Annotated in this window: 12 protein-coding genes; 5 read left to right on the top strand and 7 right to left on the bottom strand. The window is 66.1% G+C overall.

The genetic code is table 11. The features are described 5' to 3' along the window. Positions 1-90: 90 nt before the first annotated feature. From ACLF6J_RS12590 to ACLF6J_RS12565, 6 genes are all read right to left on the bottom strand, one after another. Positions 91-1485 carry an aspartate aminotransferase family protein gene (locus ACLF6J_RS12590; protein WP_047519063.1) on the bottom strand — a complete coding sequence of 465 codons (1395 nt, stop codon included), beginning with the start codon at positions 1483-1485 and terminating at the stop codon, positions 91-93. Next, on the bottom strand, positions 1482-1949 hold the full coding sequence (locus ACLF6J_RS12585; RefSeq protein ID WP_047519065.1) for an Lrp/AsnC family transcriptional regulator: 468 nt from the start codon (positions 1947-1949) through the stop codon (positions 1482-1484). The genes ACLF6J_RS12590 and ACLF6J_RS12585 overlap by 4 nt, the downstream gene beginning before the upstream one ends. 85 nt (positions 1950-2034) lie before the next feature. Next, positions 2035-3195, bottom strand: a complete 1161-nt coding sequence (locus tag ACLF6J_RS12580; protein ID WP_134351872.1) for an acyl-CoA dehydrogenase family protein — start codon at positions 3193-3195, stop codon at positions 2035-2037. Then, complete coding sequence (locus ACLF6J_RS12575; protein ID WP_134351870.1) at positions 3192-3950, bottom strand: alpha/beta fold hydrolase; 759 nt, start codon at positions 3948-3950, stop codon at positions 3192-3194. The genes ACLF6J_RS12580 and ACLF6J_RS12575 overlap by 4 nt, the downstream gene beginning before the upstream one ends. A gap of 30 nt (positions 3951-3980) precedes the next feature. Then, entirely contained in the window at positions 3981-4901 is a 921-nt protein-coding gene (locus tag ACLF6J_RS12570) for a sugar kinase (protein ID WP_134351868.1), read from the bottom strand. Then, positions 4898-6061, bottom strand: a complete 1164-nt coding sequence (locus tag ACLF6J_RS12565) for an MFS transporter (protein WP_052193221.1) — start codon at positions 6059-6061, stop codon at positions 4898-4900. The genes ACLF6J_RS12570 and ACLF6J_RS12565 overlap by 4 nt, the downstream gene beginning before the upstream one ends. Positions 6062-6495: 434 nt before the next feature. On the opposite strand from ACLF6J_RS12565, the gene nrdH reads away from it, so the two are divergent. The 4 genes from nrdH to nrdF are packed head-to-tail and all read left to right on the top strand — an operon-like array spanning position 6496 to position 10344. Then, entirely contained in the window at positions 6496-6729 is a 234-nt protein-coding gene (gene nrdH / locus ACLF6J_RS12560) for a glutaredoxin-like protein NrdH (RefSeq protein WP_047519073.1), read from the top strand. A gap of 6 nt (positions 6730-6735) precedes the next feature. After that, positions 6736-7170: a class Ib ribonucleoside-diphosphate reductase assembly flavoprotein NrdI gene (gene nrdI, locus ACLF6J_RS12555; RefSeq protein ID WP_131491526.1), complete on the top strand. Its 435-nt coding sequence runs from the start codon at positions 6736-6738 to the stop codon at positions 7168-7170. Continuing rightward, on the top strand, positions 7167-9311 hold the full coding sequence (nrdE, locus tag ACLF6J_RS12550; RefSeq protein ID WP_421076903.1) for a class 1b ribonucleoside-diphosphate reductase subunit alpha: 2145 nt from the start codon (positions 7167-7169) through the stop codon (positions 9309-9311). Before nrdI ends, nrdE begins: the two co-directional genes overlap by 4 nt. 55 nt (positions 9312-9366) lie before the next feature. Continuing rightward, positions 9367-10344, top strand: coding sequence for a class 1b ribonucleoside-diphosphate reductase subunit beta (gene nrdF, locus ACLF6J_RS12545; RefSeq protein ID WP_017828866.1), 978 nt, complete (start codon positions 9367-9369; stop codon positions 10342-10344). Positions 10345-10466: 122 nt separating this feature from the next. On the opposite strand, the gene ACLF6J_RS12540 is transcribed toward nrdF, so the two are convergent. Then, the gene (locus ACLF6J_RS12540) at positions 10467-11138 is read right to left on the bottom strand and encodes a TetR/AcrR family transcriptional regulator (RefSeq protein ID WP_134351866.1); all 672 of its coding nucleotides are present in this window, start codon (positions 11136-11138) and stop codon (positions 10467-10469) included. A 184-nt stretch (positions 11139-11322) separates the two neighbouring features. Between ACLF6J_RS12540 and ACLF6J_RS12535 the strand changes: the two genes are divergently transcribed. Then, a complete protein-coding gene (locus ACLF6J_RS12535; protein WP_134351864.1) occupies positions 11323-12861 on the top strand; it encodes an ABC transporter substrate-binding protein in 1539 nt (512 codons plus the stop codon). The last annotated feature ends 1 nt before the right edge of the window (position 12862 follow it).

Raw genomic sequence — 12862 nt, 5'->3', positions numbered from 1 at the left:
GACCCCCGCCAGGTCGCGTGAACCACCGGGGGTCTCGACGACGGGACGGGGTCTCGACAACAGGACGGGGTCTCGACAACAGGACGGGGTCTACAGTGCGGACTGCGCGCGGGTCAGCACGTCCCGGAGGATCTGCTCGATCTCACGGAACTCCGAGGGGCCCACCGTGAGCGGAGGGGCGAGCTGGATGACGGGGTCACCGCGGTCGTCGGCGCGGCAGTACAGACCGGCCTCGAACAATGCGGGGGAGAGGAAGCCGCGCAGCAGACGCTCGGACTCGGCATCGTCGAAGGTCTCCTTCGTGCCCTTGTCCTTGACGAGTTCGATGCCGAAGAAGTAGCCGTCCCCGCGGACGTCGCCGACCAGCGGCAGGTCGAGCAGCTTCTCGAGCTCGGCGCGGAAGAGCGGCGAGTTCTCACGCACGTGGGCGTTGAGTCCCTCCTCGTCGAAGATCGCGAGGTTCTCCAGCGCGACCGCAGCCGACACGGGGTGCCCGCCGAACGTGTAACCGTGCGGGAACGACACGTCGCCGTGCGAGAACGGCTCGTAGATGCGGTCGCTGATGATCGTCGCGCCGATCGGGGAGTACCCGCTCGTCATCCCCTTGGCGCAGGTGATCATGTCGGGCACATACCCGAGGCCCGTGCAGGCGAACGTGTGGCCGAGGCGACCGAACGCGCAGATGACCTCGTCCGAGACGAGCAGGACATCGTGGCGGTCGCAGATCTCGCGCACCCGGGCGAAGTAGCCGGGAGGGGGAGGGAAGCACCCACCGGAGTTCTGCACCGGCTCCAGGAAGACCGCGGCGACCGTGTCGGCTCCCTCGAACAGGATCATCTCCTCGATGCGATCGGCCGCCCACCGGCCGAAGGCTTCGAGGTCGTCGGCGGGTCCTCCCATCTCGGCCGCGCGGTAGAAGTTCGTGTTGGGCACGCGGAAGCCTCCGGGCGTGACCGGCTCGAACATCGACTTCATCGCCGGGATGCCGGTGATCGCCAGCGCTCCCTGCGGAGTGCCGTGGTAGGCGACCGCGCGCGAGATGACCTTGTGCTTGGTGGGCTTCCCCTGCAGCTTCCAGTAGTGCTTGGCCAGCTTGAACGCGGTCTCGACCGCCTCGCCGCCACCCGTCGAGAAGAAGACGCGGTTGAGGTCACCGGGCGCCTCGTCGGCGAGACGGTCGGCCAGCTCGATCGCCGCCGGGTGGGCATAGGACCACAGCGGGAAGAACGACAACTCGGATGCCTGTGCGGCAGCGGCCTCAGCCAGCCGACGTCGACCGTGCCCGGCGTTCACGACGAACAGGCCGGCGAGCCCGTCGAAGTACTCCTTGCCCTTCGCGTCCCAGATCCGGTGGCCTTCGCCTTTCACGATGATCGGCACACCGGACTCGGCCATCGTCGACTGACGCGTGAAGTGCATCCACAGATGGTCCTTCGCCATCGTCTGCAGTGCGGACTCCGAGGGAGTGGTGCGGGCGGTGTTCATCTGGTCCCCCAGTTGTAGAGCTGCTTCTGCAGCTTCGCGTAGATGAAGGTCTCGGTGGAGAGGACTCCGTCGATCGGCCGGATGGTGTCGTTGATCAGTGCCAGCAGGTCGTCGTCGTCCTCGCAGACGACCTCGGCGAGCACGTCGAAGGAGCCGACCGTGATGACCACGTAGTCGACCGCATCGATCGCCGCGACGGCCTCGGCGACGTGACGCGTGTCGCCGGAGACGCGGATGCCGATCAGGGCCTGGCGCGGGAAGCCGAGCTGCATCGGGTCGGTCACGGCGACGATCTGCATCACGCCGGACTCGGTGAGCCGCTGCACCCGCTGACGTACGGCAGCCTCGCTCAACCCGACGACACGTCCGATGTCGGAGTAGGAGCGACGGCCGTCTTCTTGGAGCAACTCGATGATCGTCTTGGAGATCGCATCGAGAGGGGGATGTTTCTTCACCGAACCCATGGTGCGATCTTCGCACTCGACGGCGCCTCTGGCAACCGATTCCGCCGTATTTAGGGCGAATGTCGGCGGAATCGGCTGTCCAGGCTCAGCTTTCGATCGGTCCCAGCAACGCGCTCGCCGCAGTGGAGTGCGCGGATTCCGGGTCTGACGGGTGGAACGCGCCGGCCAGGACGTCCCGGTAGAGCCGCGACAGCTCGTTCGCCGAGAAGTAGGAGCCGCCGCCCGCGACCAGCATCGCCTCGTCCACGACCTGCTTCGCCATCGTGATCGCGCGGTGCTTGACGCCGGACAGCAGGGGGAACCAGCGCGCCCCGTGTTCGACGCGGTCGTCGACGTCGCGGGCGAGTGCGGCGATCTGGGGAGGGAGCGCGTCGTAGGCGATCGACATGTCGGCGATGCGCCAGCGGATGTCGGGATCCTGGCTGTATGCCGTGCCGGTCTTCTTGGAGTGCCGCTTCTGCGCGGTCGCGACCGCGAGCTCGAGGGCACGGCGCGCGATGCCGGTGTAGACCGAGGCCAGCAGGATCTCGAACACCGAGAAGATGCCGAACACGATGGGGTCAGGGCTGGGCCCGGGCGGGATGCGGCGCACCACGTGATCGGCCTCCGCCACGGCGCCGTCCAGTCGCGTGGTGCGGCTCTGCGTGGCCCGCATGCCCAGCGTGTCCCAGTCGTCGGACGTCGTCACCGCATCTGTCCGGTCGATGAAGGCGAACACGAGCTGCGGAGCATCGGCGCTCGTGGTGTCGAGTCCGTGCAGGCCGAGTCGCGTCCACACCGGAGCGAGGGAGGTGAAGATCTTGGTTCCGGTGAACGCATAGCCCCCGTCGCCGTCCGGCACCGCGTCGGTGTCGCTGCCGAACAGGACCAGGTCGTTGCCTCCCTCGCTGATGCCGAAGGCGAAGACCTCGCCCGCGACCGCGCCGTCCTGCACGAACTCCAGGCCGGGGACCCCGCGATCGGAGAACACCTTCGCGACGCCGGTCCACACCAGGTGCATGTTGATCGCGAGGGCCGTCGCCGGTGCGGCGCCCGCGAGGCGCTGCTGCAGGATCGCGGCCTCGGCGAGACCGAGCCCCGCGCCGCCGCGTTCCGTCGGCACCAGGATCGACAGGTAGCCCGCGTCGCGCAGTTCCTCGAGGTCCTGTTGGGGGAAGGTGTTCTCGCGGTCGTGGATCGGAGCGCGTTCGCGGATGCGGTCGAGGAGGTCGTCGGGCAGGAAGGTCGTGGGATCGAAGTCGTTCATGCCAGTGCCTCCAGAAGCTGCCGGATGGATTCGTCGGGGCGGTCGCGGTGCAGGGAATGTCCGGCACCCTCGACGACGGACAGGGTGATCAGCGGGCTCGCCGCGAGGACCTCCTTCGCGAGGGCACCCGTGAAGATGCTGTAGACGGCGGGGTCGGCGCCGATCACATGGGTCGGCACCGTGAGGCGCGCGGCGTCGGCTCGTACGTCCCACGGCTGATTCTGGGCGCTGGTCTGCTCCACCGCCCATGCGCTTGCGCGCCGTACCGCGTCGATCTTGAGCTCGTGATCCTGCGGATGCCAGTGCGGATGCTCCTCCTGCACGACCTCGAGTCGTGTGTCCGCGAACGCGCGCTCCTGGCTCTTCCTGACGATGGCGGCATCGCGCCCGTCGACGTGGATCGCGGGATCGATCAGGACCAGGCGCCGCGTCCACTCCGGAGCGGCTGCCGCGGCGACCGTGCTGGCGGCGCCTCCGAGCGAATGACCGATGACCGCGTCCCAGGGGCCGCCGTCATCGGGCTGTGTCGCCGCGAGATCGGCACCGTACGCGGCGACGCTGTAGTCGAGGGACCGCGGGGCGTCGCCGTGTCCGCGGAGGTCGACGGCCGTCGCATGCCAGCCCGCCGTGGCGAGAGCATCGCCGAGGCGCCACATCAGAGCGCCGGAGGAACCGAGACCGTGGACCAGGAGGGCCCGCCGAGAGGCCGTGGGGGAGCCCCAGGCGATGCGAGGCAGGGTGAGCGGTGCGGGCATGGCACCAGCCTACGACCGGTCGGGGCGCGGTCAGCCGCGCGGAACCAGAGGCGGCAGGTCGGCCGCGATCGTCAGGACGCGCTCGGCTGTGGCGTGACCCGCGGAGAGGCGCGTGGCGAGATCGTCGCCGTCGAGGGTCGCGCTCAGGAAGCCGGAGGCGAAGGCGTCTCCGGCCCCGACCGGCTCGACGACCTCGACCACCGGGGCGGGGACGAACACCGGCTCGGACTCGCCCTCGAAGGCGGTCGCCCCCACGTCGCCGTCCTTGACGACCAGCAGGCCGCAGTTCGGCAGGAACGCACGGATCTCGGCAGGTGAGACCGTCCCCCAGATGCGCTCCGCCTCGTCGCGCCCGACGAAAGCGATGTCGGCGGCGTCGGCCAGGCGGGCGAGGGTCTCGGCCGCGTCTTCCCTGCTCCACAGCTGACGGCGGTCGTTCACGTCGAAGGACACGAGAGCGCCCGCCGTGCGGGCATCGATGAAGAGCCGATCGGTCATCTCCCGGCAGGACGCGGAGAGGGCGGGGGTGATCCCGGTCGTGTGCACGATGCGCACACCCTCGAGCCGTGACGGGGCCAGGAAACCGGGTTCCATGAGGGAGGCGGCCGATCCTCGGCGGTAGTAGTAGACGGTCGACGTCTCGACGCCGGGGTCCTTGAACATGACTCCGGTCGGGGAGTCCTCGTCCCGCTCGACCCACAGCTCCACGCCACGACGTTCGAGCTCCGAGGTGATCCGGTCGCCCATCGGGTCCGCGCCGAGTCGCGAGGCCCAGGCGGCGCGGTGTCCGCTGGCGGCGACGCCGACGGACACATTCGCCTCCGCGCCGGCGAGACCGAGCGTCGCCTGCCCGGCATCGGCGAGACCGGCGTCGGTCGGGGTGATCAACACCATGGACTCGCCGACGCAGACGATCTCGGGGGCGGAGCTCGGAGTGGAAGGGGAGTTCATGAAGGAGTGACCGCCAAGGGTTCGGTGTCGGGATGCGGGCTCGCGTCGCGATGACGCAGATCAGGGAAGGAACGGACGAAGACGACGGAGACGATCAGCCCGACCGCCGCGAAGATCGTGGCGGCGAGGTACGCGCCTCGCCAGTCGCTGACATCGACGAGGAAGCCGGCGACGGCGGAACCGGCGGCCGCGCCGATCAGCTGGCCGGTGCCGGCCCAGCCGAACGCCTCCGCGGTCTCGCTGAACTTCACACTCGCGGTGGTGATGGCGAAGAGGACGGCGAGGGCCGGGGCGATACCGATGCCCGCGAGGATCAGGGTGCCGCCGAGCCAGAACACGTTGAGCATGACCATCGTCAGGCCGAGTCCGATCGTGACGATCAGCAGACGGCGCGCCATGGCCCAGGGGCCGATGGGGATGTGCCCGAACGCCAGGCCGCCTGCCAGGCTCCCGGCCGAGAACACGGCGAGGATGAGTCCGGCCGCCAGGCTTCCGTGTTCGAAGGTGGCCACCACGCCCACCTCCACGGCGGCACAGGCGCCGATCAGCAGGAAGCCGATCACCGTCGCCAGCAGGACCGGCGGCTTGAGGACGACCTTGCCCAGTGCATGGCGGCTGCGCGGGATCCGCACGCGTCCGACTTCGGGGGAGAGGATGAACCAGGCTCCGCCGGCGACGAGGACGATCGCGACGAGCAGAAGGCCCTCCGTGGTCCCGACCTGGGTGGACACGAGCGTGATGACGACCGGCGCCAGCACCCAGATGATCTCCTGCAGCGATGCGTCGAGGGAGAACAGCGGAGTGAGGTGGGAGGAGTTGACGAGCTTCGGGTAGATCGTGCGGACCGCGGCCTGGACCGGCGGGGTGGACAGCCCGGCGACCATCCCGAGGGCCATGTAGCCGGGCACATCGAGGGGAAGGACCGCGAGGCCGAGCACCGCGACGACGCACACGGCGAGCGTCAGGGTGAGCACCCGCCGCATCCCCCAGGCGCCCATCCACCGACTCGTGACGGGACCTGCGACGGCCTGACCGACGCTGGTCGCCGCGAGGACGAGTCCGGCCGATCCGTACGACCCGGTCTGCTGCTCGACGTGCAGCAGGATCGCCAGCGACATCATGCCGTTGGGGAAGCGCGCGGTCAGCTGAGCCGCGATCATGCGCGCCACACCAGGCGTGCGAAGAAGATCCCGATATCCCGCCACGAGACAACGGTACCGGGCCTCGGAGGCGGTCGTGGAAGCGCTCGTGCGGCGACACGCCGCGACACGCCGAACGACGAATTCCACAGGAATCCGAATGTCCGAGGACCGGCGTACGGTGCCCCCTGTGGATGGATCGTTCACAGGGGCTTCCCAGCCGCGATTTCACGCGGTTCGCGCCCCTCAGGACGGGGCCTTCGCCTGTGGAGGAAACGGTGGAGAACCTGTGTTGAGGCCGTGGAGAACGGTGGATAACTACACGGATGTAACTACTACCCCTTGTGGTCGCCCCCAATGTCGGTCCCCATATGTAGTATTGAAGTCCCGGCAGGGGGTCTACCGGGAAACAGCCTGATGAGAAGCAGGCCAGAGATTTGAGGGGTTACGAAAAGATGTCGATCACGGTCTACACCAAGCCTTCCTGCGTTCAGTGCAACGCGACCTACCGTGCCCTGGATGCCAAGGGCATCGAGTACGAGGTTCTCGACCTTTCCGAGGACCCGACGGCCCTCGAGCAGGTCAAGGCGCTCGGCTACCTGCAGGCGCCTGTCGTCGTCACCGACGAGGGCCACTGGTCGGGCTTCCGTCCCGACAAGATCGACGAGCTCGCCTCTCGTCTGGCGTGACCTCCCATGAGCGCCGTCGCGACCGCAGCGCCGCTCCTGATCTACTTCTCGAGCGTGTCGGGTAACACCGCGCGGTTCGTCGAGAAGCTCGGGCTCCCCGCCCGACGAATCCCCCTCCACCGGAACGAAGAAGACCTCGTCATCGACGAGCCCTTCGTGCTGGTCACCCCCACCTATGGCGGGGGCGCGGGACGAGGCGTCGAGAAGGGCGCCGTTCCCAAGCAGGTGATCCGGTTCCTCAACGACGAGCGCAACCGGCGTCACCTCCGCGGTGTGATCTCCGCGGGCAACACCAACTTCGGCGATGCCTTCTGCCTCGCCGGTGACATCATCAGCCGCAAGTGCCACGTGCCTCACTTGTATCGGCTCGAGATCTTCGGCACACAAGACGATGTGGATCGCGTGAGCGACGGATTGGAACGACGGTGGCAGCTTCAGTGACCGAGACAGTGGCATTCAAGGCGAACCCCTCCTACGAGGGACTCGACTATCACGCCCTCAACGCGATGCTCAACCTGTACGACGCGAACGGGAAGATCCAGTTCGACGCCGACAAGCGGGCCGCGCGGGAGTACTTCCTGCAGCACGTGAACCAGAACACGGTGTTCTTCCACTCGCTCAAGGAGCGCCTGGACTACCTCGTGGAGAAGGAGTACTACGAGGGCGCCGTCATCGAGAAGTACTCGATGGAGTTCATCCAGAAGCTCAACGACCTCGCCTACGGCAAGAAGTTCCGCTTCGAGACGTTCCTGGGTGCGTTCAAGTACTACACGAGCTACACGCTCAAGACCTTCGACGGCAAGCGCTACCTCGAGCGCTTCGAGGACCGCGTCGTGATGACCGCCCTCGGCCTCGCGGACGGCGACGAGAAGCTCGCCGTCGCCCTCGTCGAGGAGATCATCTCCGGTCGCTTCCAGCCGGCCACCCCGACGTTCCTCAACGCGGGCAAGGCGCAGCGCGGTGAGCTCGTCAGCTGCTTCCTGCTGCGCATCGAGGACAACATGGAGTCCATCGCCCGCGGCATCAACTCCGCGCTGCAGCTGTCCAAGCGCGGTGGCGGCGTGGCACTGCTGCTGTCGAACATCCGCGAGTCGGGTGCGCCGATCAAGCAGATCGAGAACCAGTCGTCCGGAATCATCCCCGTGATGAAGCTGCTCGAAGACAGCTTCAGCTACGCCAACCAGCTCGGTGCCCGTCAGGGTGCGGGAGCGGTGTACCTCAACGCGCACCACCCCGACATCATGCGATTCCTCGACACGAAGCGTGAGAACGCCGACGAGAAGATCCGCATCAAGACCCTGTCGCTGGGCGTCGTCGTCCCCGACATCACGTTCGAGCTCGCGAAGAACGACGAAGACATGTACCTGTTCTCGCCGTACGACGTCGAGAAGGTCTACGGCGTGCCCTTCGGCGACATCTCGGTCACCGAGAAGTACCGCGAGATGGTCGACGACCCGCGCATCAAGAAGACCAAGATCAACGCGCGCGAGTTCTTCCAGACCGTCGCCGAGATCCAGTTCGAGTCCGGCTACCCGTACGTCATGTTCGAGGACACGGTGAACAAGGCCAACCCGATCAAGGGTCGGATCAACATGTCCAACCTCTGCAGCGAGATCCTGCAGGTGAACACGCCGACCACGTACAACGACGACCTGTCGTACGACAACATCGGCAAGGACATCTCCTGCAACCTCGGCTCGATGAACATCGCGCTGTCGATGGATGCCGACGACCTCGGCCAGACCGTCGAGACGGCGATCCGCGCGCTCACCGCAGTCAGCGACCAGAGCCACATCGGCTCGGTGCGCTCGATCGAAGACGGCAACGACCGTTCGCACGCGATCGGCCTCGGCCAGATGAACCTGCACGGCTACCTCGCTCGCGAGCACGTGCACTACGGGTCGGAAGAGGGCATCGACTTCACGAACATCTACTTCTACACCGTGCTGTCCCACGCGCTGCGTGCCTCGAACAACCTCGCGATCGAGCGCGGTACGACGTTCGACGGGTTCGAGGACTCGAAGTACGCGTCGGGGGAGTTCTTCGACAAGTACATCGATCAGGCGTGGGTCCCCGCGACCGAGAAGGTCAAGGAGCTCTTCGCCGGCAAGCACATCCCGACGCAGGAGGACTGGGTCGAACTGAAGGCCTCGATTCAGAAGCACGGCATCTACAACCAGAACCTGCAGGCGGTCCCGCCCACGGGCTCGATCTCGTACATCAACAACTCCACGTCGTCGATCCACCCGATCGCGTCGAAGATCGAGATCCGCAAGGAAGGCAAGCTCGGTCGCGTGTACTACCCGGCGGCGTTCATGACGAACGACAACCTGGAGTACTACCAGGACGCATACGAGATCGGCTACGAGAAGGTCATCGACACGTACGCGGCGGCCACCCAGCACGTCGACCAGGGTCTGTCGCTGACGCTGTTCTTCAAGGACACCGCCACCACGCGCGACATCAACAAGGCGCAGATCTACGCGTGGCGCAAGGGCATCAAGACGATCTACTACATCCGTCTGCGCCAGCTGGCGCTTGAGGGCACCGACATGGCCGAGTGCGTCTCGTGCATGCTCTGACCTGAGAACCTGTCGACCCGAGAACGCGGCTGAAACCCGAGAAACGACGAAGAACATGACCCCTGAAAGACTCAAGCTGGTCTCCAGCGTGCAGGCGATCAACTGGAACCGCATCCAGGACGACAAGGACCTCGAGGTCTGGAACCGTCTGGTGAACAACTTCTGGCTGCCGGAGAAGGTGCCGCTGTCGAACGACGTGCAGTCGTGGAACACGCTCACCCCCGACGAGCAGCTGCTCACCATGCGGGTGTTCACCGGTCTGACGCTGCTCGACACGATCCAGGGCACCGTGGGTGCGGTGTCGCTGATCCCCGACGCGATCACGCCTCACGAAGAGGCCGTGTACACGAACATCGCGTTCATGGAGTCGGTGCACGCGAAGAGCTACTCCTCGATCTTCTCGACGCTCGCGTCGACGAAGGAGATCGACGAGGCGTTCCGGTGGTCGACCGAGAATCCGAACCTTCAGAAGAAGGCTCAGATCATCATGGACTACTACCAGGGCGATGACCCGCTCAAGCGCAAGGTGGCCTCCACCCTGTTGGAGTCGTTCCTCTTCTATTCGGGCTTCTACCTGCCGATCTACTGGTCGTCCAAGGCGAAGCTGACGAACACGGCCGACCTGATCCGCCTCATCATCCGTGACGAGGCCGTGCACGGGTACTACATCGGCTACAAGTTCCAGAAGGGGCTCGAGAACGAGACCCAGGAGCGTCGTGACGAGCTCAAGGACTACACGTTCTCGCTGATGTACGAGCTCTACGACAACGAGGTGCAGTACACGCAGGACCTCTACGACGGCGTCGGTCTGACCGAGGACGTGAAGAAGTTCCTGCACTACAACGCCAACAAGGCCCTCATGAACCTGGGCTACGAGGCGATGTTCCCCTCCAGCGTCACGAACGTGAACCCGGCGATCCTGTCGGCGCTCTCACCGAACGCCGACGAGAACCACGACTTCTTCTCGGGGTCGGGCTCGTCGTACGTCATCGGCAAGGCCGAGGCCACGGAAGACGACGACTGGGACTTCTAGGACCCTGTCCGTCGGCGTCAGCCCTCGTCGACCACCACGAAGCCCCGGCCCGCAGCTCCCCTCGAGCGGCAGGCCGGGGCCTTCGCGTGATCAGTCCGCGTCGTCCTCGACGCGGGCAACGGTCATTCGGCGGCTGCGGCCTCGGTGACCTGATCGGCTGAGATCGGCCGGGGGTCCTTCAGATACGGACGCAGGGTCTCGAAGAAGAGCGTCAGTGTGTCGGAGCGGTTCGCGCGCCCTTCCTCCTCGTAGAGGACTTGAAGTCGCATTCCCTCTGCGAGGGCTATGGCCCAGCGGGCGACCGTCTCGGCGGTGACTCCCGCGGGCATCGCGTCGAAGTCGAACGTCTCGGCGATGCTGCGGGTGAACTCGTCGAGCCTCAGCCGATGCTGCTCGACGAAGTAGTCGTGCGCGGGGTGGGTCTCGGCGAGCGCTTCCGCAGAGATCATCGCGTTGAGCTGCACCAGGGCGAGGTCGGACTCGTGTTCCTTCAGGGTGTGCAGGTAGCTGTTGAGATAAGCGACACCGGTGAGCCCGCCCTCTCGCAAGCGGCGGATAGCGTCGGCATCCCGTGCATTGAGCACCGCCAGGAGGAGCTCGGGCTTCGACGGGAAGTGATGCAGCAACCCGGCTTGTGAGATACCCGCTCTCGCCGCGATGTCCGCGATCGATGCGGAGTGGTAGCCGCCCTCGGAGAAGATCTCACTCGCGATGTCGAGGATGTTCTCCCGTCGGGCTTCCCCCTTGGGGTTCCGGCGTTTGCGGGGTGCCCTCGGTTCCGAAGCGGCTGTCATGAAACGTCCTTTCGCGGTGCCCTCAGACTAGCGAGCGGCGCGCGGGGAGCGGGCAGGGACGGGGGTCCGTCGAAAACTTAATGAGATTGGGTATTGATAAACCGACCAAGTGCACGGTAATTTTATCGCCAAGACGGACGCACAACCCGTCCCCTACACAGCAGCATGTCGACAAGGAGGTCCTATGCGATCGTCATGGAAGAAACTCGCGGGCGGTGTCGCCGTCGCGGTGAGCGCGGCACTCGTGCTCGCCGGATGCGGTGGAGGCGGTGGTTCGGAAGGCGGATCCGAATCCGGCGGAGGCGGGCAGACCTTGACGGTCGCGGCCCGCCAGGATGTCGCGTCGTTCGACACCGGCCAGCTCGACACCGGTTTCCAGGTGCAGTACTGGCAGCCGGTCTACGACACCCTCCTTCGCTACACCCCGACCGGGGAGATCGAGCCGAACATGGCGGAGGCGTTCACCTACAACGAGGACAACACGGTTCTCACCCTTCAGCTGCGTGACGGCATCACCTTCAGCGACGGCACACCCTTCACCGCCGATGTCGTGAAGGCCAACATCGAGCACCTCCAGTCCGGGACGGGTGTGGCCGTCTACATGGTCGGGCTCGTGGATGAGGTCGTCGTCGTCGATGACCTGACCGTCGAGATCCACCTCAGCGCTCCGGACCCCGCCTTCACCTACTACCTCTCGCTGGTGGCGGGCGCGATGGCTTCGCCGGAGGCTTTCGGTACCGAGTCGTTCGCGACGACTCCGGTCGGCTCCGGCCCCTACCTGCTCGACGCCGACGGAACCATCCGCGGCAGCCAGTACAGCTACGTGCGCAATCCCGACTACTGGAACCCGGACGCTTACCCCTACGACAAGATCGTCGTCAAGCCGATGGAGGACATCACCGCGCGGCTCAACGCCATCAAGTCCGGACAGGTCAACACCACCGACGTCGACGCCAGTGTGCTCAAGGAAGCGGAGTCCGCGGGGCTCACGATCAACGAAGCACAGGTCACGTGGCTCGGCCTCATCATCTTCGACCGCGACGGAGCGCAGGTGCCCGCCCTCGGTGACGTCCGGGTGCGCCAGGCGCTCAACTACGCGATCGACGGCGAAGCGATCGTGAAGAACATCTACGGCGGCAACGGCGCGCAGTCCCAGCAGATCTTCAACCCGGACAGCCCGGCCTACGTCGGCGACCTCGACGGCGCCTATCCGTATGACCCGGAGAAGGCGAAGGAGCTGCTGGCGGAAGCCGGCTACCCCGATGGGTTCGACATCACGATGCCCGAGGTCAAGGGAGACCTGACGCAGCCCTACATCACGCAGCAGCTCGCTGACGTCGGCATCACCGTGACCTGGGACAAGGTGGCCTCCGAGAACCTCGTGAGCGACCTCCTCGGCGGCACGTACGCCATCGCCTCCTTCGGATCCAGCTCGGGGCACCCCTGGCGCGACATCTTCAAGATGATCTCGCCGGACGGAGCGTGGAACCCGCTGCACACGACGACACCGGAGCTGGATGCTCTCCTGTCCGAGGTTCAGGCCACGACCGGGGAGGAGCAGACCGCCGCCTACCAGGCCGTGAACGAGTACATCACGGAGAACGCCTGGTTCGGCATCTGGCTCTTCACTTCGGTGATCCAGCTGACCGACGCGGGAACGACCACGCAGATGCAGCTCGGAAGCAACGTCCCCTACCTGTCGAGCTACGCGCCCGCAGGATGAG

This window comes from Microbacterium sp. IO18 (genome assembly GCF_049099505.1).
Taxonomy (GTDB): domain Bacteria; phylum Actinomycetota; class Actinomycetes; order Actinomycetales; family Microbacteriaceae; genus Microbacterium; species Microbacterium aurugineum.
The sequence above is the reverse complement of the archived record's forward strand: the minus strand, read 5'-3'. Positions and strand labels throughout refer to the sequence as shown.